General features: G+C 72.2%; 27 protein-coding genes. 12 read left to right on the top strand and 15 right to left on the bottom strand.

Annotation, left to right across the window (positions count from 1 at the left end; all coding sequences use genetic code 11):
- Positions 1-707: 707 nt before the first annotated feature.
- Positions 708-1,127 carry a pyridoxamine 5'-phosphate oxidase family protein gene (locus tag ACGF3A_RS37630; RefSeq protein ID WP_393735019.1) on the bottom strand — a complete coding sequence of 140 codons (420 nt, stop codon included), beginning with the start codon at positions 1,125-1,127 and terminating at the stop codon, positions 708-710.
- A gap of 144 nt (positions 1,128-1,271) precedes the next feature.
- On the opposite strand from ACGF3A_RS37630, the gene ACGF3A_RS37625 reads away from it, so the two are divergent.
- Entirely contained in the window at positions 1,272-2,009 is a 738-nt protein-coding gene (locus tag ACGF3A_RS37625; protein WP_393735018.1) for an SDR family NAD(P)-dependent oxidoreductase, read from the top strand.
- Between the two features lie 9 nt (positions 2,010-2,018).
- Here ACGF3A_RS37625 and ACGF3A_RS37620 read toward each other — a convergent pair whose 3' ends face one another.
- Positions 2,019-3,179 (bottom strand): FAD-dependent monooxygenase, encoded by a 1,161-nt coding sequence (locus ACGF3A_RS37620; protein WP_393735017.1) that lies wholly within the window; start codon positions 3,177-3,179, stop codon positions 2,019-2,021.
- Complete coding sequence (locus ACGF3A_RS37615; RefSeq protein ID WP_393735016.1) at positions 3,176-3,319, bottom strand: hypothetical protein; 144 nt, start codon at positions 3,317-3,319, stop codon at positions 3,176-3,178. Before ACGF3A_RS37615 ends, ACGF3A_RS37620 begins: the two co-directional genes overlap by 4 nt.
- 119 nt (positions 3,320-3,438) lie before the next feature.
- Here ACGF3A_RS37615 and ACGF3A_RS37610 point away from each other — a divergent pair, with 119 nt between their 5' ends.
- Entirely contained in the window at positions 3,439-4,233 is a 795-nt protein-coding gene (locus ACGF3A_RS37610) for a TetR/AcrR family transcriptional regulator (protein WP_393735015.1), read from the top strand.
- Positions 4,226-4,819 (top strand): putative glycolipid-binding domain-containing protein, encoded by a 594-nt coding sequence (locus ACGF3A_RS37605; RefSeq protein WP_393735014.1) that lies wholly within the window; start codon positions 4,226-4,228, stop codon positions 4,817-4,819. Before ACGF3A_RS37610 ends, ACGF3A_RS37605 begins: the two co-directional genes overlap by 8 nt.
- 40 nt (positions 4,820-4,859) lie before the next feature.
- Here ACGF3A_RS37605 and ACGF3A_RS37600 read toward each other — a convergent pair whose 3' ends face one another.
- Both ACGF3A_RS37600 and ACGF3A_RS37595 read right to left on the bottom strand, forming a co-directional pair.
- Positions 4,860-5,711, bottom strand: coding sequence for an LLM class flavin-dependent oxidoreductase (locus tag ACGF3A_RS37600; RefSeq protein WP_393735013.1), 852 nt, complete (start codon positions 5,709-5,711; stop codon positions 4,860-4,862).
- A gap of 158 nt (positions 5,712-5,869) precedes the next feature.
- Positions 5,870-7,504: a FadD3 family acyl-CoA ligase gene (locus tag ACGF3A_RS37595; protein ID WP_393735012.1), complete on the bottom strand. Its 1,635-nt coding sequence runs from the start codon at positions 7,502-7,504 to the stop codon at positions 5,870-5,872.
- 122 nt (positions 7,505-7,626) lie between these two features.
- Between ACGF3A_RS37595 and ACGF3A_RS37590 the strand changes: the two genes are divergently transcribed.
- From ACGF3A_RS37590 to ACGF3A_RS37580, 3 genes are read left to right on the top strand one after another with little or no spacing between them, the layout of a single operon-like run.
- The gene (locus tag ACGF3A_RS37590; RefSeq protein ID WP_393735011.1) at positions 7,627-8,766 is read left to right on the top strand and encodes a lipid-transfer protein; all 1,140 of its coding nucleotides are present in this window, start codon (positions 7,627-7,629) and stop codon (positions 8,764-8,766) included.
- A 7-nt stretch (positions 8,767-8,773) separates the two neighbouring features.
- Entirely contained in the window at positions 8,774-9,238 is a 465-nt protein-coding gene (locus ACGF3A_RS37585; protein WP_393735010.1) for a Zn-ribbon domain-containing OB-fold protein, read from the top strand.
- On the top strand, positions 9,235-10,020 hold the full coding sequence (locus ACGF3A_RS37580; protein ID WP_393735009.1) for an enoyl-CoA hydratase/isomerase family protein: 786 nt from the start codon (positions 9,235-9,237) through the stop codon (positions 10,018-10,020). The genes ACGF3A_RS37585 and ACGF3A_RS37580 overlap by 4 nt, the downstream gene beginning before the upstream one ends.
- 31 nt (positions 10,021-10,051) lie before the next feature.
- On the opposite strand, the gene ACGF3A_RS37575 is transcribed toward ACGF3A_RS37580, so the two are convergent.
- On the bottom strand, positions 10,052-10,210 hold the full coding sequence (locus ACGF3A_RS37575) for a hypothetical protein (RefSeq protein WP_393735008.1): 159 nt from the start codon (positions 10,208-10,210) through the stop codon (positions 10,052-10,054).
- Here ACGF3A_RS37575 and ACGF3A_RS37570 point away from each other — a divergent pair.
- Both ACGF3A_RS37570 and ACGF3A_RS37565 read left to right on the top strand, forming a co-directional pair.
- A complete protein-coding gene (locus tag ACGF3A_RS37570) occupies positions 10,203-10,418 on the top strand; it encodes a hypothetical protein (RefSeq protein WP_393735007.1) in 216 nt (71 codons plus the stop codon). The two genes, ACGF3A_RS37575 and ACGF3A_RS37570, sit on opposite strands and share 8 nt — an antisense overlap.
- A 341-nt stretch (positions 10,419-10,759) precedes the next feature.
- Positions 10,760-11,335, top strand: a complete 576-nt coding sequence (locus tag ACGF3A_RS37565; protein ID WP_393735006.1) for a hypothetical protein — start codon at positions 10,760-10,762, stop codon at positions 11,333-11,335.
- A gap of 34 nt (positions 11,336-11,369) precedes the next feature.
- Here the strand turns inward: ACGF3A_RS37565 and ACGF3A_RS37560 are convergent, their stop codons facing one another.
- A complete protein-coding gene (locus ACGF3A_RS37560) occupies positions 11,370-14,120 on the bottom strand; it encodes a PQQ-binding-like beta-propeller repeat protein (RefSeq protein WP_393735005.1) in 2,751 nt (916 codons plus the stop codon).
- A gap of 279 nt (positions 14,121-14,399) precedes the next feature.
- On the bottom strand, positions 14,400-15,359 hold the full coding sequence (locus tag ACGF3A_RS37555) for a VOC family protein (RefSeq protein WP_393735004.1): 960 nt from the start codon (positions 15,357-15,359) through the stop codon (positions 14,400-14,402).
- 333 nt (positions 15,360-15,692) lie between these two features.
- Here ACGF3A_RS37555 and ACGF3A_RS37550 point away from each other — a divergent pair, with 333 nt between their 5' ends.
- Complete coding sequence (locus ACGF3A_RS37550) at positions 15,693-16,340, top strand: TetR family transcriptional regulator (protein WP_393735003.1); 648 nt, start codon at positions 15,693-15,695, stop codon at positions 16,338-16,340.
- Positions 16,341-16,402: 62 nt separating this feature from the next.
- Here the strand turns inward: ACGF3A_RS37550 and ACGF3A_RS37545 are convergent, their stop codons facing one another.
- Both ACGF3A_RS37545 and ACGF3A_RS37540 read right to left on the bottom strand, forming a co-directional pair.
- Positions 16,403-16,882, bottom strand: a complete 480-nt coding sequence (locus tag ACGF3A_RS37545; RefSeq protein ID WP_393735002.1) for a nitroreductase/quinone reductase family protein — start codon at positions 16,880-16,882, stop codon at positions 16,403-16,405.
- Positions 16,882-18,237, bottom strand: a complete 1,356-nt coding sequence (locus tag ACGF3A_RS37540; RefSeq protein ID WP_393735001.1) for an acyl-CoA dehydrogenase family protein — start codon at positions 18,235-18,237, stop codon at positions 16,882-16,884. Before ACGF3A_RS37540 ends, ACGF3A_RS37545 begins: the two co-directional genes overlap by 1 nt.
- A 166-nt stretch (positions 18,238-18,403) precedes the next feature.
- Here ACGF3A_RS37540 and ACGF3A_RS37535 point away from each other — a divergent pair, with 166 nt between their 5' ends.
- Complete coding sequence (locus ACGF3A_RS37535) at positions 18,404-19,576, top strand: acetyl-CoA acetyltransferase (RefSeq protein ID WP_393735000.1); 1,173 nt, start codon at positions 18,404-18,406, stop codon at positions 19,574-19,576.
- A 164-nt stretch (positions 19,577-19,740) separates the two neighbouring features.
- Positions 19,741-20,523: a polysaccharide deacetylase family protein gene (locus ACGF3A_RS37530; RefSeq protein WP_393734999.1), complete on the top strand. Its 783-nt coding sequence runs from the start codon at positions 19,741-19,743 to the stop codon at positions 20,521-20,523.
- 27 nt (positions 20,524-20,550) lie between these two features.
- On the opposite strand, the gene ACGF3A_RS37525 is transcribed toward ACGF3A_RS37530, so the two are convergent.
- From ACGF3A_RS37525 to ACGF3A_RS37515, 3 genes are read right to left on the bottom strand one after another with little or no spacing between them, the layout of a single operon-like run.
- Complete coding sequence (locus tag ACGF3A_RS37525; RefSeq protein ID WP_393735198.1) at positions 20,551-21,045, bottom strand: GNAT family N-acetyltransferase; 495 nt, start codon at positions 21,043-21,045, stop codon at positions 20,551-20,553.
- A 30-nt stretch (positions 21,046-21,075) separates the two neighbouring features.
- Positions 21,076-21,546 (bottom strand): Zn-ribbon domain-containing OB-fold protein, encoded by a 471-nt coding sequence (locus tag ACGF3A_RS37520; protein ID WP_393734998.1) that lies wholly within the window; start codon positions 21,544-21,546, stop codon positions 21,076-21,078.
- Positions 21,546-21,995: a DoxX family protein gene (locus tag ACGF3A_RS37515; RefSeq protein ID WP_393734997.1), complete on the bottom strand. Its 450-nt coding sequence runs from the start codon at positions 21,993-21,995 to the stop codon at positions 21,546-21,548. The genes ACGF3A_RS37520 and ACGF3A_RS37515 overlap by 1 nt, the downstream gene beginning before the upstream one ends.
- 161 nt (positions 21,996-22,156) lie before the next feature.
- Here ACGF3A_RS37515 and ACGF3A_RS37510 point away from each other — a divergent pair, with 161 nt between their 5' ends.
- Positions 22,157-23,293 carry a flavin-containing monooxygenase gene (locus ACGF3A_RS37510; protein WP_393735197.1) on the top strand — a complete coding sequence of 379 codons (1,137 nt, stop codon included), beginning with the start codon at positions 22,157-22,159 and terminating at the stop codon, positions 23,291-23,293.
- 21 nt (positions 23,294-23,314) lie between these two features.
- On the opposite strand, the gene ACGF3A_RS37505 is transcribed toward ACGF3A_RS37510, so the two are convergent.
- Both ACGF3A_RS37505 and ACGF3A_RS37500 read right to left on the bottom strand, forming a co-directional pair.
- Positions 23,315-23,722, bottom strand: a complete 408-nt coding sequence (locus ACGF3A_RS37505; protein WP_393734996.1) for a cupin domain-containing protein — start codon at positions 23,720-23,722, stop codon at positions 23,315-23,317.
- A gap of 123 nt (positions 23,723-23,845) precedes the next feature.
- Entirely contained in the window at positions 23,846-24,775 is a 930-nt protein-coding gene (locus ACGF3A_RS37500) for a MerR family transcriptional regulator (RefSeq protein WP_393734995.1), read from the bottom strand.
- Between the last annotated feature and the right edge of the window lie 41 nt (positions 24,776-24,816).

The following is a 24,816-nucleotide window of genomic DNA, read 5'->3' as shown; positions in this document are numbered from 1 at the left end:
AACCCCTGTCTAACCCGCCCCAGCAGCGGATTCAAGACACCCTCAAGAGTCCCCCACGACCGGCACGGCAACGTGTTCCCCGTCGCCTCGCACGGTGTCCGGACAGACGGTGCGGGGCGACGCCACGAGCCACGTACGGCGCACGGGGCCGAGGCGCAGGCAGAGGCTGAAGCGGTCGGCTGAAGCGGTCGGCGGAGGCGGAGGCGTTCCGATGGGGAGGATGACCCTCGCGGTCTACCGGATCGACCCCGCCACCGGCGAGAAGCGCATGCTGCGGTTCTGGGCGTGCGACGACTCGTACCGGCCGAAGCTCTCCGCCTGGGCGAGCAGATGGCCACCGTGCAAGTGCGCTCGTTGTCGGCAGGAAGCGGTACCTGGAAGCGGTACGGCGCGACACCGGACGGGACAGGACGTCTGATGGAGCGTCGGGCAAGGGCGCTCCGTAAGCGCTTCTTTCCTCCGTGCGCCCGCTTCCGGCCGACGGGTGCGGGACCGGCCCACGGCGGTGGGCCGGTCCCGCTACTGCCGAACGCAGAGACAGGGGACCGCTCGGACACCGCCCCCGGCCCGTCCGAGCCGTCCCCGGAAGACCGGCCCGCCCGTGGGGACGGACGGGCCGGTCAGGGGGAGCCCCTGGGCCGGTCCGGGAGCCGCACCCGGACCGGCCCGGGCAGGCGGAACAGGCAGGCGGAAAAGGCAGCGCCCTCTTAAAGAGAGCCCAGGTCCGCTGCGTTCCACCGTTCGGGCCGCATGCGGAAGGTGACCAGTGCGGGGAGGTCCGACGCCTCGACGTACGCGTCGACCTTGCCCTCCGGCATGTAGCGCGCGGACATCTCGCGCAGCTCGGCCTCCGTCGTCGCGGCGGTGGCGGTGACGGGGCCCTCCACGGAGACGTAACGGATCGACGGGTCCACCCGTTCGGCCAGGAGCGAGAAACGGCCCGCGCGCCCGATCAGCGCGGCCTTGCGGGAGTCGCGCCCGGTGAGCACCCACAGGTCGCCGCCCGGCTCGTACTGGTACCAGATCGGCACGGCGAGAGGGCCGCGTCCCTCCCCGGCGTCCACGGCGAGCGCGCCGATGTGCGGCTCGGCGAGGAACTTCTCGCGGTCTTCACGGCTCAGCGGCATAGGGACTCCTCCGTGCGAGGTGCGGCGTACGAGTGGGCGTGCGTTTCCGGCAACTTTCCCGGCGTGTGTCGAATTCCGGTCCGCCGCTCCGACGTCACGGTGTCAACAACTACGGACATCGGGATGAAAGGTATGTGACGGAACATGTTGCTGCGGGACAAGGTAGCCGTGGTGTACGGGGCGAGCGGCCCGATCGGCGGCGCCGCGGCGCGCGCCTTCGCCCGCGAGGGGGCGCGGGTCTTCCTGGCGGGGCGCGACAAGGCACGGCTCGACAAGGACGCCGGGCTGGCCGCGCTCGGCGAGACCGCGTCGGTCGACGCGCACGACGAGGAGGCCGTGAACGCCTACGTGGACGGCATCGTCGCCCGTACGGGCCGGCTGGACATCTCGTTCAACGCGCTGGGCTACGGCGACGTCCAGCAGCCCCTGACGGAGATCTCGCTGGCGGACTTCCTCCAGCCGGTCAGCAACGCCGTGCGGACCCAGTTCCTGACAACCAGGGCCGCCGCCCGCCACATGGCGGAACGGGGCTCAGGCGTCGTCCTCGTCTTCGGCGGCGGAGGCACCCAGACGCTCCCCGGGCTCGGCGGGTTCAAGATCGCCCTGGACGCCCTGGAGGGGCTGCGCCGCCAGTGGGCCTGCGAACTGGGCGCCCAGGGCATCCGCGTCGTCACGCTCAAGTCGGGCGGCGTGCCCGAGGGCATCCCGGAGGGATTCCCCGGCCGCGCGGAGATCGAGGCGGAGCTGATCGGCACGACGCTCCTCGGCCGCACCGCGACCCTGGAGGACGTCGGCGACGTCGCGGCCTTCGTCGCCTCGGACCACGCCCGCGCCCTGACGTCGACGGACGTGAACATCTCCTGCGGAGCGATCGTGGACTGAATCCGTCCGTCAGCTCCGGGCCCCCGCCACGGTCCCCACCGTCCCCTCCCCGATCACCGGCGCGAGGGAGCGGGCGAAGGACGAGCCGGGCGTCATCCTGAGCCCCATGTTCCGCAACGCGGTCAGAGCGGGCGAGGACCATTGGGCCGCCCCTCCGACACGACGGGAGCGCCGGACGATCATCTGGGCACGCGGCCTCCGGGCCCGGTCGTAGGCGTCGAGCCCGGCGGCCGTGTCACCGCCCGCGCGGTCCAGCGCGGCGGCCAGTCCGGCCGCGTCCTCGATCGCCTGGCACGCCCCCTGGCCGAGGTTGGGCGTCATCGCGTGGGCCGCGTCCCCGAGGAGCGCGGTCCGGTGCCCCACGAACGTCGGCAGGTCCGGCAGCTCGTACGTGTCGTGGCGCAGCACGGCGCCCGGCTCGGCGGCGGCCAGCAGGGACGGGATCGGCTCGTGCCACCGTGCGAAACGGCTTCGCAGTGCGGCCATTTCGTCCTCGGGCGAGCCGTTGCTGTGCCCCTGGGGCGCGTTCGCCATCACGTAGCAGTAGACGCGCCCATCGGGCAGAGGCGCGTAGCCGAACCGTTCGCCCCTGCCCCAGGTCTCGACGCTTCCTTCGGCGACTGCGCCGGAGAGAGGCGGGGCGATGAACCGCCAGGTGCTGTATCCGGCGTAACGGGGCGCCGGGGCGTCCGGAAGGACGGCCTGCCGGGTGACGCTGCGGATGCCGTCCGCGCCGACGACGAGGTCACCGGCGCTCTCCCCGCCTCGGTACCGAACGGTGCCGTCCGGCCGTACGTCCGTCACCGCGGAGCCCGGCCGCAGCGCGCCTTCGGGGATACGGGCGCGCAGGAGGTCGATGAGTTCGGCGCGGGGCAGCATCACCCACCGGCCGTAGCGCCGCTCCAGTTCGGCCGTGTCGTTACGGATGAGCCAGCGGCCACCGGCGTGCCGTATCCCCAGGGGCGGTTCGGTCGCGGCCCGTTCCCGTACGGCGTCTCCGAGGTCCAGCGCGTCCAGGGCGCGCAGGGCGTTCGGCTGCACGGCGAGGCCCGCGCCGATCCCGGTGAACTCCTCCGCCCGCTCGTGGACTTCGATGTCCCAGCCGCGCGCGTGCAGCGCCACGGCGGCGGCCAGCCCGCCGATGCCGCCGCCGACCACGACGGCCTTCACCGCGCCGCCCTCTTCCCCGCGCCCTTCCCCACGGCCCGGCGCGTGTGCGCGGCGCGCGAGGCGCCCCACCAGGTGGCCGTCACGAGCAGCAGCGCGGACAGCGCGAGGACCGTCCACCAGCCGGGTGTCATCGAAGGCATGCGTCAGCCTTTCCTCGGAAGAGTTTCACTTAGAGCCTCTAGGTCACCTACGGCCTCTAAGTAAATATAGATGCCCTAAGCTGTCAAGCGGTGGGCGAGGAGAAGGAGAGCGACAGGCCATGGCAGCCGCAGGGAAGCGAGCAGCACAGACGCAGGAGGCGAAGGAGCGGGCCGGGCGCGCGCCGACCCGCAGGGACCGGCAGCGGCAGGCCACCCTCGCCGAGATCCACGCGACCACGCGCAGGCTGCTCGTCGAACGGGGCTCCCCGGCCGTCACGATCAACGCGGTGGCGCGCGAGATGGGCGTGAGCGGCCCGGCGCTCTACCACTACTACGCCAGCCATGAAGCACTCGTCGGCGCCGTGACGGCGGGCTTCTTCCAGGAGCTGACCGCGGCGATGGAGCAGGCCCGGGACGCGGCTCCCGAACGGCCGCGCGGGAGCCGCCTGATGGCCACGTGCCGTGCGATGCGGACCTGGGCGACGGCGCACCCCGCCGAGTTCGGCTGGATCTTCGCCGCTCCGACCGCCCCTCCGGGTCGCGAGCCGGACCCGGAGCGCCGAATGGCCGGACAGCGCTTCGAGCGCGTCCTGCTGGACCAGGTGGTGGAGCTCTGGAAGGAGCGTCCCTTCCCGGCGCCCGACCTGTCCGACCTGGAGCCCTCCCTGCGCGCGCAGCTGGAGGCCCATGCGGCGTCGCTCGACGGCCGTCTGCCGCCGGGCGCCCTCCATGTCTACCTGGGCTGCTGGATCAGGCTGTACGGCCTGCTGTGCATGGAGGTCCTGCACCAGCTGGACTTCGCCTTCACCGACCTGGACCCGGTCTTCGAGGAGTGCCTGCGCGACCTGGGCGCCGCCCTCGGCCTGGAGACCCGTGCGCGGCGGAGCGCACGAGAGAGCGAGCGCCATGACTGACACCCTCGTCCTCACCTGGGACGTGATCGAGAGCGTGGGCCACGAGACCGCCTGGGTGCGGTTCGCCGACGACCTGAACTCGTTCAGTGCGCACGGCCGCGCGGTCGGCACCACTCCGGAGCCGTACTGGATCTCGTACGAGCTGGAGACCGGCGAGGGCTTCGTCACCCGCCGCCTCCGGGTACGCGCCGAACGGGCCGACAGTACGCGCACCCTGGAGCTGCTCCACGACGGCGAGGGACGCTGGACGGCGAACGGAGCGCCCGTACCGGACGTGGACGGGGCGCTCGACTGCGACCTGGGGCTGTGCCCGCTGACCAACACCATGCCGGCCCTCCGGCACGGACTCCACCGGTCGGAGGGCGAGCGGGAGTTCCTCATGGCGTGGGTGTCCGTACCGGATCTGGGCGTCCACCCGTCCCGTCAGACGTACACGCATCTGGGCCGTACGGAGACGGGCGGCGCCCGTGTGCGGTTCGCCTCGGGGACGTACCGCAGCGATCTGGAGGTCGATACGGACGGCACGGTCGTCGACTACCCGGGAATGGCCCGCCGACTGGACGCCCGCACCGTCCGCACGGCCTGACCGTACGGACGGCTCTCCCGCCCGTACGGCCTGACCGGTCCTAGCTCACGAGGTCGGCCAGCCGGTCGACCTGTCCCGGGTCGGCGGCCCAGCAGTAGAAGACCAGCTCGTCCGCGCCGATGGCCTCATAAGAGGTGACCGCCTCGCGGATCCGGTCCGGCGTGCTGAGCAGACCGTCGACCATGTACTCCGCGCGTCCGGTGAACGCGTAGTAGGCCCCGATCTCCTTACGGGCCTCCTCGACCACCTCGTCGGACCCCAGGGCCGCGTTGACCTGGGCGACGAGACGGGGGCGCCCCTCGCGCCCGTGCCGCTCCCAGCCGCGCTCGACCTCGCGGAACTTCTGGTCCATGTACGGCGCGGGCAGCCCGGCGCCGAGGAAGCCGTCGCCCCAGCGGCCTACGCGCTCCAGCGCTGCGGGGACGAAGCCGCCGAAGAGGACCTCGGGGCCGCCCGGGGTCGCCGGGGCAGGGCCCACGGGCCCCGCGTCGTCCCCGTACGGCTCGCCCGCCCACGTACGGCGCAGCAGGGCCATCTGCTCGTCCAGGCGGCGGCCCCGGCGGCGCGGGTCGATGCCCGCCGCCGCGGCGTCGTCCGCGCGGCCGCCGACACCGATGCCGAGCGTGAAGCGGCCGCCGGAGAGGCGGTCGAGGGTGGCGGTCTGCTTGGCGAGGACGGCCGTGCCGTAGTGCGGGGCGAGCAGCACCTCCGTCTGCACCCGGACGCGCGAGGTGGCCCCGGCGAGGGTGGCGAGGGTGACCAGGGGGTCGGGGTTGCCGTAGACAAGGCGGTCGAGCAGCGCGACCGTACGGAAGGGGGACGCCTCCGCGCGGCGCGCCCATTCGGCGAGCAGGGAGAGGTCGTTGACGGGCAGGCCGAGGCCGAAACGCATGGACAGGACTCCTTCGGAAAAGGGCAGGCGGAATGGATTCCGTTGCCGCCCCCTCCTGTTCACGCCGTGCGGACGCGCGTGGCACGCCCGTCCCGCGTGCGCTCCCGTTCTGCGGCTGTCCTTCTGGGGAGCGTGTGTTCCAGCGGAGTGGACGTACCCTAACCCGCGCGCCGCCGGCCGCGCAGCCGGGTTTTGAGGATCTTCCCGCTCGCGTTGCGCGGCAGCTCCGTGACGAACTCGACCTCTCTGGGCACCTTGTAGTTGGCCATTTCGCGGCGGGACCAGGCGATCAGGTCGTCCGCCGTGACGGTGGCCCCTGCGTGCCGTACGGCGAACGCCTTTCCGGCCTCGCCCAGGCGCGGATCGGGGATGCCGACGACGGCCACGTCGGCGAGGTCCGGATGGCGCGCGAGGAGCTGCTCTATCTCGGCCGGATAGGCGTTGAAGCCGCCGACGATGAACATGTCCTTGATGCGGTCGGTGATGCGCAGGTTCCCGTCGGCGTCCATCACGCCGACGTCGCCCGTGCGCAGCCAGCCGTCCGGGGTGACCGCACGGGCCGTCTCCTCCGGATCCTCGAAGTAGCCGCTCATCACGTGGTAGCCGCGCACCAGGACCTCGCCGGGCTCGCCGGGCGGCAGGGAGGCACCGTCGGACGCGACGACCTTGACCTCCGTCCCGGGAATGGCGCGTCCGGAGGTGCCCGAGATGACCTCGGCGGGGTCGCCCCTGCGGCACATGGACACCGTTCCGGACGCCTCGGTCAGTCCGTAGGCGGTCAGTACGGTGCTCACCTTCAGCTCGGAGCGCAGCCGTTCGACCAGTTCCAGGGGGACGACGGCCGCGCCCGTGACGACCAGACGGAGTGCGGAAAGATCGTGCTGAAGGCGGGCCGGATGGTCCAGAATCGACTGGTGGAGGGTGGGCGGTCCGGGCAGCACGCTCACCCTCTCCGCGGCGATGTGCGCCAGCGCCGCGTCCACCGTGAAGACCGGCTGGGGGATCATCGTGGCGCCCCGCATCAGACAGGCGATGATGCCCGCCTTGTAGCCGAAGGTGTGGAAGAACGGGTTGACGATCAGATAGCGGTCGCCCGCTTCCAGGCCCGCCAGTTCGCTCCACGTCTCGTAGACGCGCAGGGTCTGTTCGTGCGAGATGACCGCGCCCTTGGGGTGGCCCGTCGTCCCTGACGTGAAGGTGATGTCCGAGGGGGACGAGGGAGCGACCGCGTCGGCCCGTTCCCGTACGGAGGACGCGGGGACGGACTCGCCGCCCGCCAGGAAGTCGCTCCAGGTGCGGAAGTCCTCCGGCGCGTCGTCGGACAGCACGACCACCTCGCGCAGGTGCGGCAGCCCGGGAAGCGGTCCCCCCGTCCCGTCGCCCTCCCGGGTGGCACGGCGCAGCGAGGCGACGTACGAGGTCCCGAGGAAGGTCCCGGTGATGAACAGGAGCCGCGCACGGGTCCGTTCCAGGACGTACGCCGCCTCCGCGCCCTTGAAGCGGGTGTTCACGGGGACGAGGACGCCGCCCGCCGTGACGGCGCCCAGGGCCGCGACGATCCACTCCAGGGTGTTCGGCGCCCAGATCCCCACCCGGTCCCCGGGCCGCAGACCGGCCGCCAGGCACGCGGCGGCGGAGCGCTCGACCCGGGCGCCCAGCTCGGCGTACGAGACGCGTGTGCGGCCCTCCACGACCGCTTCACGGTCGCCGTGGCGCGCCGCCGCCGTCCGTACGAGCGCGGGGACGGTGTCCCAGTCCTCGGGGAATCCCCGGAAACCCTGGAGTCCCTGCATGGTCCGCCTCCCGCCCTCGCCGCGTAGCTGACACTCCGTCAGATTAGCTGTAGCCTCCTCCGCTGTCAGCACACCTGACCGACTACGGTCGGGTCGGTCCGCAGCACCGGAGGTGAACTCCAGTGAAGGACGCCACGGCGATCGTCGGCATAGGCCAGACCGCCTTCGCCAAACAACTCCCCGAGTCCGAGAAGACACTCGCGTGCCGCGCCATCCTGACCGCGCTCGACGACGCGGGGATCGCCCCGTCCGAGGTCGACGCGTTCGCCTCGTACACGATGGAAGAGACCGACGAGGTCGAGATCGCCAAGTCCGTCGGCGCCGGAGACGTCACGTTCTTCTCCAAGGTCGGCTACGGAGGCGGCGGTTCCTGCGCCACCGTCGCGCATCTGGCGGCGGCCGTGGCGACCGGACAGGCCACCGTCGGCGTCGCCTGGCGCTCGCGCAAGCGCGGCTCAGGGGCACGCCCCTGGAAGAACACCGCCGTCCAGCTCCCCACGCCGGCCCAGTGGACGCGCCCCTTCGGCCTGCTGCGTCCGGCCGACGAGATCGGCATGCTGGCGCGGCGCTACATGCACGAGTACGGCGCGACGCGCGACCATTTCTTCAACGTCGCGCTGGCGTGCCGCAACCGGGCCAACCAGAACCCCGCGGCGATGATGTACGAGCGCCCGCTGACCCGCGAGATGTACATGACGGCCCGCTGGATCAGCGAGCCGCTCTGCCTTTTCGACAACTGCCTGGAGACGGACGGCGCGCTCGCCTGTGTCGTCGTCTCCGCCGACCGTGCCCGCGACTGCCGCCGCAGGCCCGTCTACGTCCACGCGGCGGCACAGGGCCTCCCGGCCCAGCACCACGGGATGGTCAACTACTGGAACGACGACCCGCTGACCGGCCCCGCGTGGACGGCGGGCCAGCATCTCTGGAAGAAGGCGGATCTCTGTCCACAGGATGTGGATGTCGCCCAGATCTACGACGCGTTCACGCCCCTGATCCCGCTCTCCCTGGAGGGATACGGCTTCTGCGGACGCGGGGAGGGCGCGGCCTTCACGGAGGGCGGGGCGCTGGAGATCGGCGGACGGCTCCCCCTCAACACCAGCGGCGGCGGCCTCAGCGAGGCATACGTGCACGGGTTCAACCTGATCACCGAGGGCGTCAAACAGCTGCGGGGCACGTCCACCGCACAGGTCCCCGACGCCTCGACCTGCCTGGTCACGGCGGGCGAGGGCGTCCCCACATCGGCACTCCTGCTGAGGAGTTGAGACACCCATGCCAGCCACGTCCCCGTACATGACGGACTCCGGCCTGCTGCTGCCCGTACCGGACGACGACGGCGCGCCCTTCTGGTCGTACGCCGCCGAGGGCGAACTGCGCGTCCAGAGCTGCGCCTCCTGTGAGGCGTTCCGTTTCCCGCCGCGCCCCTGCTGCCCGCGCTGTCACTCGTTCGACGTCGAATGGCGGCGCATGAGCGGGCGGGGCCGCGTCTGGTCGTACGTCCTGCCGCATCCGCCCCTGCTGCCCGGATACGCGGAACAGGCGCCGTACAACGCGGTCGTCGTCGAACTGGCCGACGCGCCCCGCATCCGGATGGTCGGCAATCTCGTCGCCTCTCCCGACGCCCCGCTCAACTCGGTCGATCCGTCCAAGCTGCGCATCGGGGCCCCCGTGAAGGTCACCTTCCACCGGATGGCGGACGGTGTGACCGTGCCGCGCTGGATGCTGGAGCGGCCATGAGCATCCGTACGGAAGTGCGCGAAGGGATCGCCACGGTCACCCTGGAACGCCCGGAGAAGCTCAACGCGCTCGATCTGGACGACGCGCGAGAACTCACGGCCACCTGGCGCGCGTTCCGCGCCGACCCGGACGTCCGCGCGGCGGTCGTCACGGGCTCCGGCACCAAGGCGTTCTGCACGGGCATCGACCGCGCGGCCGTCGTCGGGGGCGAGATCGGCCAGCCGCCCTCCCCGTACGCGATCGAGGACCCCCTGCTGTCCATCGGGCCCAAGGCCAACGACCTGTGGATCCCGGTCCTCGCCGCCGTCGAGGGCATGGCCTGCGGAGGGGCCTTCTACCTGCTCGGCGAGGCCGAGTTCCTCATCGCCTCCGAAGAGGCCGTCTTCTTCGACCCGCACACCACCTACGGAATGGTCAGCGCCTACGAGGCGATCGGCATGTCGCAGCGCATGCCCTTCGGCGAGGTCGCGCGCATGTCCCTCATGGGCACGGCCGAACGCATCTCGGCCCGCCGCGCCTACGAGACCGGGCTCGTGTCCGAGGTGACGCCCGTCGGGGGCACCCTGGAGGCGGCGCTGCGGTGCGCCACCGTGCTCGCCTCGTACCCGCCGGAGGCGGTGCAGGGCACGGTGCGCGCCGTATGGGCGGCGAAGGAGGGCGCGAGGGCCCAGGCGATGGCCCAGGCCCCCCAGCTGATCGCCCTCGGCAACCTGCCGCCGGAACGGCAGGGCGAACTGTTCACGGGACGGGCGGGCAGAGCGTCCGCCCCACGCGTCCGCTGACGAACGGAACGAGCGCTCCGGGCGGGCTCCCTCAGTTGACCGAGACGACCACGCAGTCGCTCACCTTGTCCGCCTGGCCCGGGTTGGTCATCGGGACCTTCACCCGCTTCGTCCCCGACCCGGGCACCCGGACGGTGGCCGAGCCGGAGTCCAGGGAGATGCCGTCGGTGCCGTTGAAGTCCATGCGCACCGTGAGGCTCCTGGCGCTGCTGCCGGAGTTCCTGACCTGGACCGTGGCGCTCGGCCGCGCGGTCGTCACGCACTCGGTGACATGGCCGCGCGCCGACCCGTTCCCCGAGCCGCTCGTGCTCCCGCTGGAATTGGTGGAACCGGAGCTGGAACTCGAACCGGAGCTGGAGCCGGACGAGGAGCCCGAGCTGGAGCTGGAACTGTCGTAGTCGCTGTGGCTGCTGGACTTCTTGCTGCTGCACCCGCCGCCGCCCCCGCTGGAGCTGCCGCTCGTACGGCTCTTCCCGCCTCCGCCGCCCGAACTACGGGCCGGGCTGAAGCCGCTGAGAGCCATCAGCACGATGGTGACGGCCGCGAGCAGTTTGAGATGGCGTGCTGTCTTCATGAACACTCCCCCGATGCCGAATTCTTGTCGCGTACGGTACAACGCCGTTCGCCGGACGAAGACACCCCCGGTGGCGGCGTGGTTCCCGCAGGCGTAGCGTCGGTCGCGGATCACGCACCGCGCGGTGCCGCGCTCGTGGCGGCGCCGGAAAGAGAGGCGAAGCCGATGATCCGGAACGCTCTCGGATCCCTCCTCGCTCTCGTCGGAGCGGCGGCCGCCGTATGGAGCCCCTTCCAACCTTGGTACGACGGCCGTCACGGGCGTGATTTCCGCATCGGCCAGCTCTTCGACAGCGAGGGAATCACCGGGGACGGTGCCTCCCTGCTGAACGGGCTGTTCCTTCCGATGCTCGTCGCCGCGGTGGTGACGCTGCTGGGACTGCTCCTGCGGTCCCGTCCACTGGTCCTCCTGGCGGGCGTCCTGACGCTCGGTTTCACCATCCTGTGGATGGTCCGCCAGACCCAGGCGGAGGGCAGCCTCACCGCCGGGGGCGACGGCCTGGACGTCGGCGCGGGACTCGCCTTCGGTGCCGGTGTCCTGCTGCTGGCGGCCGCACTGGTCATGCGGGGCCGCGGAGCGAGCGCCGCCCGCCACCGCCGGGACGACCGTACGGAGGCGCCTCCGGAGGGACCGTACGGCGGTGATCCGTACCGCGGTGATCCGTACGGCGACGTGGACGACACCACCGTGCAGCCCCTCCCCGAACGACCCGAACGGTCCGACCGCCGCGACGCGGCTTGAGGGCTTGGCGAGGGGACGGGACGGTCAGGAAGGCTCAGGAAGAGGAACGGGACTGACCGGTCCCCTTTGCCGCGTCGAGCGCGTACACGCAGCGGTCCTTGCTGCACGCGTAGACCACGCCACCGGAGGCGACGGGCGAACCCGTGATCTCCCCTCCCGTGGCCAGCTTCCAGCGGAGCTGCCCGCCGACCGCGTCCACCGTGTAGAGGCAGTGGTCGGCCGAGCCGAAATGGACGCGCCCCTCGGCGACGACGGGAGCGCCCACCACGTCGGCGCCGGTGGCGAATCGCCAGCGGGGCGTGCCGCTCACCGCGTCGAGCGTGTAGAGCGCGCTGCCGCTGCCCAGGTGGACGAGGCCGTCGGCGGTGATGACCGGTTCCGTCGAGTGGCGGGCCTCGGTCGCGATGCGCCAGCGGTCGTGGCCGTTGGCCGCGTCGAGCGCGTAGACGGTGCCCAGATAGTCCGCCAGGTAGATGCCGCCGCCCGCGACGGCGGGACCCGGCACGAAGGCGGGCGGACAGAGGAAGGCGGCGGGCGCGTCGAAGCGCCAGCGCTCGGCCCCCGTCGTCGCGTCCAGCGCGAAGACGCGCGACCCGGCGCACACGTACACCGCGCCGTCGTCGGCCACGGTCAGCCGCACCGGCACGCCGCCCGTCGCCGAGGCGTCCCCCACGGGGTACGACCAGTGCTCGGCGCCCGTACGGGCCTCCAGCGCGTACAGCCTGCCGTCGCCCCACATGTAGACGATGCCGCCGATGATGACGGGGCCGCCCTCGGGGGTCTCGAAGTCGGCCTGGGCGCCGGAGAGTTCCCAGAGCTTCTCGCCGTTGGCGGCCTCCCACGCCTGGACGCCGCCGCCGCGCGTACCGGTGACGACGGTGCCGCGGTCGACCTGGAGGGAGTAGACCCACCCGTCGGTCGCCAGGCGCCACCGCTCGGAGCCGTCGGTGGCGTCGAGCGCGTACAGGCTCGGCCCGTCGGAGGCGTGCACACGCCCGCCGGACACCGCCATCGACCAGGCGACCTCGCGGGTCTTGAACTGCCTGCGTCCACTGGCCACATCGAGGGCGTGCACCTCGAAAGAGGTGACGTACAGCAGGTCGTCGGCGACGACGGGGGAGCCCCACACGTCGTTCGACATCCGGAAGCGCCAGGGGCGCCAGCGGGGCGGCGCCGCCGAGTGCTGCGCCTGGGGCGGCGGCCCGGTGGGCGGGCCGTGCTGGGTGCGGGGCGCGTGCGCCTCTGACCCGTGCCGCTGGTGCGGCTGCGGGGCGGCGGGCCCACCGCCCCCCGCGTGGTTCGCCGCTCCCGCGCCGGTCCCGGGCGTGCCGTGGACGGACGGGGCGTGCGAGGGCGGCGGAGCGTGCGGCGCTGCCCCGTTGGGCGGGCGCACCCATCCGGTGGCGGGGCCCGCCTCCGGATCGCGCGCCGGGTCGTCGGAACGGCGCGGTCCGGGCCCGATGGGCACGTGCGAACCGGGCAGCCGTACGGGCCCGCCGTCCAGGGGGGCGCCCTGCGGCGGGGCGGGTGCCCCCTGGTCGTAGAGCTTCTGGGCGGGCGCGGCGGCTCCGGGGCCGCCGACGGCCGCGGGGCCTCCGGGCCCGCCGGGGATGCCGTGGCCCGCGGCGTCGTGCCCGCCGTGCCACGCGTGCGCGGGCTCGGCGGCGGGATGTGCGGGCTCGTGGGGCCCCGGCCCCTGCTCGCCGTGCGGCGCCCCGTGGACGGGCGGCGCGGCCACGGAGGGCCCGGCACCGTCGCCGGAGGCCCGTACGGGCGCCGCGTGCGCGCCGCCGGGACCGCCGGGACCGCCCGCGCCGCCGGGGCCGTCAGGGGCCCCCTGAGCGCCTCCGGAGACCCCCGAGGGGGCCGCCTGCCGGACGCGTGAGGAACGGCCGCCCCTGCGCCGCTCGATCAGCGTGACGGCGGTCGAGGGCAGCCAGGCCGACACCGTGCCGCTGTCGTCGCTGCCCGAGGAGAAGAGATGCGGGGCGAGCTGCGACTGGAGGTCGGCGGGCGAGGGACGCTCCTCGGCCGCCATGCGCATGCAGGACTCGATGAGCGGACGCAGGTCGTCGGAAAGGCCCTCCAGGTCGGGGCCCTCGCGCAGCAGCATGAAGACCGTCTCGACCGGATTGGCGCCGTGGAAGGGCGCGTGCCCCGTCGCGGCGAAGACGAGCGTCGAGGCGAGCGAGAAGATGTCGCTCGCACCGGTGACGCTGCGTGAGTCCCTCGCCTGCTCGGGCGACATGTAGGCGGGCGTGCCGACGGCGACGTTGGTCATCGTCAGCCGGGTGTTGGAGACGCCCGAGGCGATGCCGAAGTCGATGACCCGGGGGCCGTCCTCGACCACGAGCACGTTGGACGGCTTCAGGTCGCGGTGGACGAGACCGGCGCCGTGGATGGACTGGAGGGCCTCCGCCACACCCGCCGCCAGCCAGCGCACGGCCTGGACGGGTAGGGGGCCGCAATCAGTGACTATTTCTTCGAGCGAGGGGGCGGGGACGTAGGCGGTGGCCAGCCACGGCACGGCCGCGCGGGGGTCGGCGTCGACGACTGCGGCCGTGTAGAAACCGCTGACCGCCCGTGCCGCCTCGACCTCACGCGTGAAACGCACACGAAAGAGCTGGTCCTCCGCCAGCTCGGTCCGCACCGTCTTGATCGCGACGCGCCTGCCGGAGGCCGAGCGCGCGAGGTAGACCAGCCCCATTCCGCCGGCACCGAGACGGCCGAGCACCTCGAACGGGCCGATCCGCCGCGGATCGTGCTGCGTAAGCTGCTCCACCACTTGCCTGCCACCTCCCCGTGGGGCCTTGCGTCCTCGCGGCTGCTCTGCCCTGCTCACCGCGTGCTGCGTACTCCGTACTACCGCCCCGTGCAGCTTCTCACTGCCGTGCCGGACCTGGCGGTCCGGAGGCTGATTCTTCCTGGCGAAGGCCACGGTTGCGAACCCGGGGGCGGCTCGTAAGTGTCTTCGTGCCACGGCAAAGCGCCTCAGGTACGGATGAGTCCGGCATTCCTCTCTCCTACTGGTCAGCCACCGGCCTTCCGCTGGTCAGCCAGGGTGTCATCCCTGGCCCGCGGATCCGGGACGCATGACGGCGAAGTCGGCCCCCTGATCGTCGACGAGCAGCGCGTGCCGACCGTAAGCCGTGTCCGTCGGGCCTCCGCGGACCCTGCCGCCCAGCCGGACGGCCGTGTCGACGGCGGCGTCGCAGTCGGTCACCGAGAAGTACGTAAGAAAGTGCGGAGGCATCTCAGGCGGATGGGTGGCGCCGAGAAATCCGCGCCCGCAGACCGCCGCGGCGTCCTCCGCGCCGCCGCCCTGCGCCCCGTCACGCACGCCGCCGTCCGCCCCGCCGCCGTCCGCCCCGCCGCCGTCCGCCCCGCCGCCGTCCGCCCCGCCGCCGTCCGCCCCGCCGTCCACGCCGCCGTCCGCGCCCGCGTCCCCGCCGGGGGCCGCCGGGGTCCATACGGCGAAGTCCTCACCGGCGGCCTCGCTGTCCGCGCCGAAGTCGGCCTTGTGCGTTCCGTACCCGAAGACGGCGGTGTAGAAGGAATCGACGGCCCCGGCGTCCTCCTCCCGGGTCAGCAGCTCGCTCCAGACGTACGCGCCCGGTTCCCGTACGACACCGAAGCCGGAGCGCTCCTCGGGCTGCCAGAGGCCGAAGACGGCGCCGGACGGGTCGGTCGCGAACGCGTTGGTGCCCATGCCGGGCACGAGCGTCGGCCCCATCAGCACCTGTCCGCCCGCCTGCCGCACACGGGCGAGGGTCGCCCCGGCGTCGTAGGTGGCGAAGTAGAGGTTCCAGGCGGTCGGCATCCGGCCGTCCGGCTTGGCGAACAGGGCCGCCGCCTCACGCCCCTGGAGCAGCGCGACCGTATAGGCGTCACGCTCGGCGACCGGACCGCCGAACGTCCAGCCCAGCAGCTCGCCGTAGAACCGCTTGCCCGCCTCGACGTCGGACAGCATGGCGTCCGTCCAGCAAGGCTCCCCCTCGGCGAAGTCCCGTGCCCCTCCGGCCATGTTCCGTTCCTCCCGACCACGCGTCCGTCCGGTGCGTTGAGATGTGGAGTTCGTGGAATCCCCCGGGAGGAACCGTAACGGCGCCGGGGCGGGCGTGCCGGGGAACGCGGCCATCCCGTCGGCCACCCGGCCGGTTCTGAACGCTCCTCTGTCCCAGGGGGCCGCTTTACGGCCACGGAGGGGCGCGTTCCTGGTCCCTACGGCCGTTTTCTCGTGCCATTCCGTGGTTTTCTCGCGCCATTCCGACTGGTCACTCGCCCCGCCCCGAAAGCCCTCGCACCCATTTGCATGCGGACGAATCGCGGGTGGATCACCCCTCGGTAAGCTGACGGCATGACAGGACAAGTTCGAACCGTCGACGGCCGGGTGGCCGGTCGCCGTGGTCAGGCGACGCGGCAGAAGCTGCTCGACTGCCTCAGCGAGATGCTCAGCTCGTCGCCGTACCGCGACGTCAAGGTCATCGACGTCGCGCGGAAAGCGGGCACGTCCCCTGCGACCTTCTACCAGTACTTTCCCGACGTCGAAGGCGCGGTCCTGGAGATCGCCGAATCGATGGCGAAGGAAGGCGCTTCCCTCACCGAACTGGTCGCGGGGCGCTCCTGGGTGGGCAAGGCGGGGTGGCAGACGGCCCAGGACCTGGTCGAGGGCTTCCTGTCGTTCTGGCGGAAGAACGACGCGATCCTGCGCGTGGTCGACCTGGGAGCGGCGGAGGGCGACAAGCGGTTCTACAAGATCCGCATGAAGATCCTGAACTCCGTGAACAACTCCCTGGCCGACTCGATCAAGGAGCTCCAGTCCAAGGGCAAGGTCGACAAGGACGTGAACGCGACCGCGGTCGCGGGTTCCCTCGTCGCCATGCTGGCCTCCGTCGCGGGGCACCAGAAGGGCTTCCAGAGCTGGGGCGTCAAGCAGGCCGAGCTGAAGCCCAGTCTGGCGCTGCTGGTCTACATGGGCGTGACCGAGAAGAAGCCCACCAAATAGCACCCTCGAACAGCCCCCTCCCGCTTGCCCCTCCCTCCGCGTCCCCTCACCATGCGCCCGGGCTAGAGCGGTGCCCTGCGCTCCAGCCGGAAGATCCGGATGCGCCGTTCGACGCGCTCCTGGTACACCGCGTACGGCGGCCAGAACCGGAGCAGCTCCGCCCACGCCTCCTTCCGTTCCTCCCCTTCCAACTGGCGTGCCCGTACGGCGATGTCGGCACCGTTCCAGCTGATCTCGGCGTCCGGATGGCGCCGCAGGTTCGCCGTCCAGCCGGGGTGTCCCTGTCTGCCGAAGTTGCTGCCCACCAGCAGCCAGCTTCCGCGTCCCTCCTCCGGCATGCACGCCAGTGGCGTACGGCGCGGCTGCCCGCTCCTCGCCCCTGTCGAGGTGAGCACCACCCCGGGCAGCATTTGCGTGCTGATCATCGTCCGGCCGCGCGTCGCGCGGTGGACCGCGCGGTCGAGCACGGGGATCACATGCGGGGCGACCTTCGCGAACGTACGGGTGGACGACACCTTCTGGATCGCCTTCATCCTGTCCATCAGACGGTCACCTTCTCCGGCCGTGCCGCCGTACGCTCCGTACGCTCCGGCGCGTCCCGCGCGAAGAGACCCGCGCGTTCGGCCGCGTGGGCGCGCAGCCGATGGACGGGCCCGAACAGCAGGTCGTCCCCCGCGGCGCGCTTGAAGTAGAGGTGCGCCGTGTGCTCCCAGGTGAAGCCGACACCGCCGTGCAGCTGGACGGCCTCACCGGCCGCCAGCCGCAGCGCCTCCAGGGCCTGCGCGAGGGCCAGCCCGCCCGCCGTCTCCGCCTCCGCTGGGTCGGCGTCGGCGGCCCACGCGGCGTAGTAGGTGGCCGACCGCGCGGAGCGCACCTGGACGTACACATCGGCGAGCCGGTGCTGCACCGCCTGGAACGAACCGACGGGACGGCCGAACTGTTCGCGCAGGGTGGTGTATTCGACGGTACGGCCGAGCGCGCTCTCCGCCGCGCCGACGGCCTCGGCGGCGAGCAGCGCGGCCACCCGCGCCCCGGCCCGTACGAGCGCCGAGGGCACGTCCGCCTCGTCGCTCTCCCCCAGCAGCACGGCGGGCACGTCGCGCAGTTCGAGCCGGGCGACCGTACGGGTCTCGTCGAGCGAGGTCTGACGGACACGGACGAGCCCTCGCGGGCCGTGCCGTACGTCCTTGCCGCCGCGGCCGTCGCGGCCGCCGCAGCCGTCGCGCTCCGCCTCGCTCCCGACGAGGAAGAGCAGGGTCCGGCTGCGCGCGAAGCCGCCCGTGTGGGCCGCGACGAGCAGACGGTCGGCGGTGTGACCGTTCAGGACCTGGGCGGCCTCTCCGTACAGCCTCCAGCCCTCCCCGTCGCGCCGCGCCTGGATGCCGCCGGCACGGCCGTCGCCGGACCATCCGTTGACGGCGCCGCCGCCATGCGTGCCGTCCCCGGCTGTGCCGTCGCCGGTACCGCCGCCCGTACCGCCGCCCGTCAGCCCCAGTGCCAGCGGGAGCGCCCCCGCGGGGACCGCGAGGGTCGCCGTGAGCTCTCCGGAGGCGAGGGGCGGCAGCAGGGCCCGGCGCTGCTCCTCGGTGCCGAGAGCGGCCACCAGGGGGGCCACGAGCCCCGCCGTGGCGAGGAGCGGCGAGGGCAGCAGGGCGCGGCCCGCCTCCTCGAAGGCGAGGGCGAGTTCGACGGTGCCGCAGCCCACCCCGTCGTACTCGGCGGGCAGCGCCAGCCCCGGCAGCCCCAGCTCCCGCGCGAGGCTGCCCCACAGCTCCCTGTCGTACCCGGCCTCCGTGCGTACGGCCGCCCTGACGTCGTCGGGCTCCGACCGGGCGGCCAGGACGTCCCGCAGGGCCCGCTGGATCGCGCCCTGCTCCTCACTGAACGAGGCATCCATCGACAGCTCCCCTCATCTGACGGGCCGTCATGTTAGGGACACGCGCGGAAGAAGCCCAGGGGTACGCACGCGCCGGGGGGCACATCCGGAACGCCCCTGGAAAGCTCCCGGAACGCTCCCGGAACACCCCGGGACGCGCCCCCATATCTGATGTACCGTCAGATTCATGTCTCCTCGCCGGGTAGCCATAGCCGGAGCGGCCCTGTCGGACACGGGCCGCGTCGACCACGCGACGGCGTACGCGCTGCACGCGCAGGCCGCGCGCAGGGCGCTGGCCGACGCGGGCGGGGGCATCACTCCCGACCGGATCGACGGCCTGGCCTCCGCCGGACTGGGCACGCTCGCCCCGGCCGAGGTCGCCGAGTATCTGGGGCTCCGTCCGACGTGGACGGACTCGACGTCGGTGGGCGGCGCGACCTGGGAGGTGATGGCGGCGCACGCGGCCGACGCCATCGCCCAGGGACACGCGAACGCCGTCCTGCTGGTCTACGGTTCGACCGCGCGGGCCGACCTCAAGGCCGGCCGCCGCACCGCGAACCTCTCCTTCGGCTCCGGCGGCCCGCTCCAGTTCGAGGTCCCCTACGGGCACACCCTCGTCGCCAAGTACGCGATGGCCGCGCGGCGCCATATGCACGAGTACGGCACCACTCTGGAGCAGCTCGCCGAAGTGGCCGTCCAGGCACGCGCCAACGCGGCGGCGAACCCGGACGCCATGTACCGCGACCCGATCACCGTGGACGACGTACTGGCCGGTCCGGTCATCGCCGACCCGTTCACCAAACTGCACTGCTGCATCCGTTCGGACGGAGGATGCGCCGTCCTGCTCGTCGCCGAGGAGATGATGGCCGACGTCCCGAAGCGGCCCGTATGGGTGCTGGGTTCGGGCACCTCCCTCTCGCACACCACCATGTCGGAATGGGACGACTTCACGGTCTCGCCCGCCGCCGCGTCCGGACGGGACGCCTTCGCCCGCGCGGGGGTCGCTCCGGCCGACATCGACCTCGCCGAGATCTACGACGCCTTCACCTACATGACCCTGGTGACGCTTGAGGACCTGGGCTTCTGCGCGAAGGGCGAGGGCGGCGCGTTCGTCGAGAAGGGACGACTGCTCCGCGACGGCGAGCTGCCGGTGAACACCGACGGGGGCGGCCTCTCCGCCTGCCACCCAGGGATGCGCGGACTGTTCCTGCTCGTGGAGGCCGTACGGCAGCTGCGGGGCGAGGCGGGCGAGGACCGCCAGGTCGTCCGCCGGGACGGCACGCCGCCCGCGCTCGCGGTCGCCTCGGGCACGGGCGGCTGGTTCTGCTCGTCCGGAACGGTCGTCCTAGGCCGCGACTGAGCCCACCCGGCACCTCGCCCTACCCCCTTCGACGCCCGTCGCCCCTCTTCGGCTCAGCTATACACGCCGTCTATACTCACCCTCTCTAATCGACGTATCCACGCTCTCTCTATACACTCGATATATACATCGCGTGTATAGTGGCAGACGTGATGATCAAAGGCATGCGAACGAGAGCGACAGCGTCCCTGTCCCTGCTCACAGCGGTGGCCGCCACGCTGGCGCTGAGCGGGTGCGCCGAGGTCGACACGACGTCCCCGGCGGACGCGCGCAACCACCCGGCGCCGCAGGCGGCGGGCAAGGGACAGGGCAAAGCCGTGGTGACCTCGGGGCATCCGGACTGCCGCGAGGCGAAGTGCGTCGCCCTCACCTTCGACGCGGGGCCCAGCGCGAACACGCCCCGGCTGCTGGACATCCTCAAGAAGGAGAAGGTCCCGGCGACCTTCTTCCTGCTGGGCAAGAAGCACATCACCAAGCACCCCGACCTGGTGCGCCGCATCGCGGACGAGGGGCACGAGGTGGCCAACCACACCTGGTCGCACGGGATCCTGACCGACCTCAAGGACGACGAGGTGCGCGAGGAGATATCCCGCGTGCAGCGGTCGGTCGAGAAGCTCACCGGCACCGAGCCCTCACTGATGCGCCCGCCCCAGGGGCGTACGGACGAGAACATCACCAAGATCTGCGAGGACCTCGGCGTCTCCCAGGTGCTCTGGAGCGTCACCGCGAAGGACTACCAGACGACCGATTCGGCGCTCATCAAGAAGCGCGTCCTGGAACAGACCGACCGGGACGGCATCATCCTGCTCCATGACATCTACAAGGGCACGGTCCCCGCCGTGCCGGGGATCATCAAGGCGCTGAAGAAGAAGGGGTACACGTTCGTCACCGTGCCCGACCTGCTCGCCCCCGGGGCCCCGGAGCCCGGGAAGATCTACCGGCCCTGAGAGCCCTCAGGGCCCTGAGAGCGCCGTTCAGAGCCGCTGGTACATGACGTGCAGCCCGACGTAGCCCTCCGCCGGGTGGTGGAAGCTCTCCGGCACCGTGCCGATGACCTCGAAGCCGAGGGACTTCCACAGGGCGACGGCGGGGTGGTTGCACTCCACGACGGCGTTGAACTGGACACCCCGGAAGCCGCTCCGGCGCGACCAGTCGAGCATGTCCTCGCCGAGGGCCCGCCCGACGCCCCGGCCGCGGGCGTGCGAGGCGACCATGAAGCTGCCGCTGGAGATGTGGGCGCCACCGCCCGCACGGTTCGCGTACATGTTGGACGTGCCTAGCACCCGTCCGTCGTCCGCGGCGTCCACCGCGACGGCCGTACGGCCGGGAGGGCCGGTCATCCACAGCTCGCGCCCCGCCTCCGCCCCGATGTCGCGGGGGTACGGAATGGTCTCACCGGCCGCGCAGATCTCCTGGAAGAACGGCCAGATGGCGGGCCAGTCGGCCGCTGTCGCTTCTCGGATGGCGATGTCCACGCACGTCAGGATGCCGCGTGCCTCTCAGGAGCGCGAGGCATTAACGGCGGGCCGGAAGACCGGTACGGCCGTATCGGCAGCATCCGCCCCGTCCTCCCCGCCAACGGCCCGGAAAGACACACGGAGCGCCAATCCGACGCACAGTTCCTCGTCCGGACAGTCCCTGATCTCGGTCATCATCCGGGGCCCCTCGGCCAGTTCGACGACCGCGGCGACATAGGGAACGCGTTCCCCGAACGGCGGCAGGTCGTTCCGGTGGACCACCGACCATGTGTAGAGGGTCGCGTCACCGCTCGCCTCCTCCCAGACGACGTCCTCGCTCCAGCAGCGCGGACAGAACTCGCGCGGATAGTGGTGCGCCCGTCCGCACCCGTCCGCACGGCAGCGGCGCAGCAGCAGCTGTCCGCGCGCGGCCGCGTCCCAGTACGGACGCGTGAACGCGTCCGGCTGCGGAAGGTCGAACCGCGCACCCGGCGCGCCCGTTCCGGTCCCCATCAGAACAACCCCCATGCGGCGTCGAGCGACCAGGTCTGCCAGCTCATCCCCAGGAGCGCGACGAGCGAGATGAGCGCCATCATGCTGTTCTGCCCCTGCTCGGCCCAGTCATGGATCATCAGGACGAGATAGAGCAGGTTCAGCAGCAGCCCGCCCACGAGCGCGACGGGCGTCAGGAAGCCCACGACGAGGCCGAGCCCCACGGCGAGCTCCGCGTAGACCACGACGTACGCCATGGCCCTGGGACGGGGCTTCACGACCGTGTCGAAGCCCTTGGTGACCGTCGGCCAGCGGTGCTTGGAGGCCACGTCGGCGGCCCAGGCGATGCCCGTGCCGCGCTCGAACCAGCCCTTCTTGTCCTTGTGCCGCCAGCTCTCCAGCCACCACAGGCCGAGCCCTACGCGCAGCACCGCGAGCCATTCGGCCCCGCTGAGCCAGACGGTCTCCATGGGTCACCCCGCACTCCACCCCGTACTTCCGGGCACTCGGAATCTGACGGCTCGTCAGTTCACCGGACGGGGTGCGACTTGGCAAGGGGCGTTCACCATGGAATTTCCGGGGGCGCTCACCGCACAGTCACCGGGCGGTCACTAGGATTCTCGTCATGCCCATGTCCGACGACGGCTCGCCCGTCCAGATCATCGGCGCCGGCCCGGGCGGCCTGGCCACCGCGGCCGCGCTCAAGGAACGCGGGATCAGCGCGGTCGTGCTGGAGAAGTCCGACTCCGTGGGCGCCTCCTGGCGCGGACACTACGACCGGCTCCGCCTGCACACCACCCGCGCCCTGTCGGCGCTGCCCGGCCTGCCCATCCCGCGCGAGTACGGCCGCTGGGTCGCCCGCGACGACCTGGTGCGCTACCTGGAGGCGTACACGGCGCACCACGGGATCGAGGTCGCCACGGGCGTCGAGGTCGACACCGTGGAGCGCCGGGACGACCGGTGGGTCCTCCACGCCAACGGGGGACGGCGCCTCACCACTCCCGCCGTGGTCGTCGCCACCGGCTACAACCACACGGCCCACGTGCCCGACTGGCCGGGGCGCGACTCCTTCACGGGCGAGCTGCTGCACGCCTCCCGCTACCGCGAACCGTCGCCGTACGCGGGCCGCAACGTGCTGGTCGTCGGCGCGGGCAACACCGGCGCCGAGATCGCCGCCGAGCTGGCGGCGCACGGTGCGGGGCGCGTACGCCTCGCGGTGCGCACCCCGCCGCACCTCGTGCGCCGTACCACGCTCGGCTGGCCCGCGCAGCGCAGCGCGATCCTCTGCCGCAGGCTGCCCGCCGGACTGACGGACCGTATCGCCGCCCAGTTCACCAGGGCGTCCCTGCCGGACCTGACCGCGCACGGACTGCCGCGTCCGGAGACGGGCCTCTTCACGCGCGCCCGGGAGGGCGCGATCCCGGTGCAGGACGTCGGCCTCATAAGAGCCGTACGGCGCGGGCACGTCGAACCCGTACCGGCCGTCGAGTCCTTCGACGGGCCCGTGGTTCGCCTCGCCGGGGGCGGTACGGCGCGCCCGGACGTGGTCATCGCGGCCACGGGGTTCCGGCGCGGCCTGGACGACCTGGTGGGCCATCTCGGCGTCCTGGACGCCAAGGGGCACCCACGCGCCCACGGGCGCCGCACGCACCCCTCGGCCCCCGGGATGTACTTCACGGGGTTCACCAATCCCATCAGCGGGATGCTCCGCGAACTCGCGCTGGACGCCCCGAGGATCGCCCGCGCCATCGCCCGCGCGGCGGCCTAGCCGTTCGGGCGACGACAGGGCCTAGGCACCCGGGCGGGGCGCGCGGCGGTCGCTGCGGGCGGCGAGCTCCTCCTCGTCCACGAGGGTGAGCATCTCCTCGCCGGGGACGCCGACCATGACGACGACGAAGCGGCTCCAGCGGTCGGTCAGATGGTTGGCCGTCTGGTAGTGGATCAGGTCACCGCCGGGCTCCCAGAAGGCCTCTCCGGCGCGGATGACACGTTCGGGCTCGCCTTCCAGCTCGAAGACCATCTCGCCCTCCAGCATGTAGCCGAACACCGGCCCGCTGTGCCGGTGCGGCGGCGTCCCCGGGTCGCCCGGTGGGATGTCGACGGTCATGGTCATCACTTCGGCGCCCTCGGGAAGGAACGGGGGCACCTCGTGCATAAGCGTCGTCAGGACGGAGTTGGTTCCGTTCGGCGTCTCCATGTGAGTGACGCTATGCGGCGCCCCGTACGAAAGTCGGGACCATTCCGAGCCAGGGTGAGAGGACCACTCATTCGGCGAGAAGGCGGGCCGGGACCGCGACGGCCTGGGCCCGTGGGTTCGCGCTCAATCCGCGGGGTCGGCCTCGGTGGGATCCGCGGCGCGCAGGGCCCGTGCCAGCCACTCCAGTTCCCCGGTCGCGTCGGGCGCGGAGTCCTGCCCGCGCACGCGGGCGACAAGCCTGCGATAGCGCTCCGCCCCTGCCTCCATTCCGGCATCCAGGCTGCTCAGCACGGCAGCCCGATCGGCGACGCCGAACAGCTCGGACAGCGTTTCGGCCGCCTCCGGTCCCTCGGGGGTGACCCCGCGTTCTCTGGCCTCCGCGACGGTCTGCACGACGTGCCTGGCCCACCAGATGGACGCCCCGGGGGGACGGCCCTGCCCCGGTACGGGCGTGTTGAGCTCCATCCAGGTGCGCAATCGGGCGCGAAAGCCGGGGTCCCGGACCAGTTCGGCCAGTTCGATCCAGGCGTCGACCTGCTCAGGGGTGGGATCGTCGGGCAATTCGACGCTGAAGGTGCGCAGGCGGTCGCGCAGATCCGGATCGATGTCGAGGCCGCCGAACACCTCCTTCTTGAACTCGTCGATGATCTGCTCGCGTTCGGCGGCGGAAAGCCGCGCCAACCGGTTCATCAGTGCTGTCTCCTCAGCGGTGGAACCGCGTGTCGCCACGGTGGACAGGACGGCCCGGCTCACCTTGAGTGAGCGGATCCGCGCGTCGAGCGCGGCCACCTGCGCATCGGCGACCTCGGCGACCGTGGTCCGGCCGCTCAGCACCCGGCACACGTCGTCGAGCCCGAGGCCCAGCTCCCGCAGAGTTCGGACCAGCTCGACGCGGGCCACGGACTCGGCGTCGTACAGCCGGTAGCCGCTCGCGGAGCGGGCCACGGGCGGCACCGCTCCCTCGTCCGACCAGAAGCGCAGGGTGCGCACCGGAAGTCCGGTGCGGCGCGCGAGCTGGCCGATGGTGAGCACGTCGGGGCGTTCATCGTCCATGGGCAAGATCCTGGACTCTCCAGCCACTGGAGACTCAAGCG

Source organism: Streptomyces sp. NPDC048172, assembly GCF_043202595.1.
GTDB lineage: Bacteria > Actinomycetota > Actinomycetes > Streptomycetales > Streptomycetaceae > Streptomyces.
The sequence above is the reverse complement of the archived record's forward strand: the minus strand, read 5'-3'. Positions and strand labels throughout refer to the sequence as shown.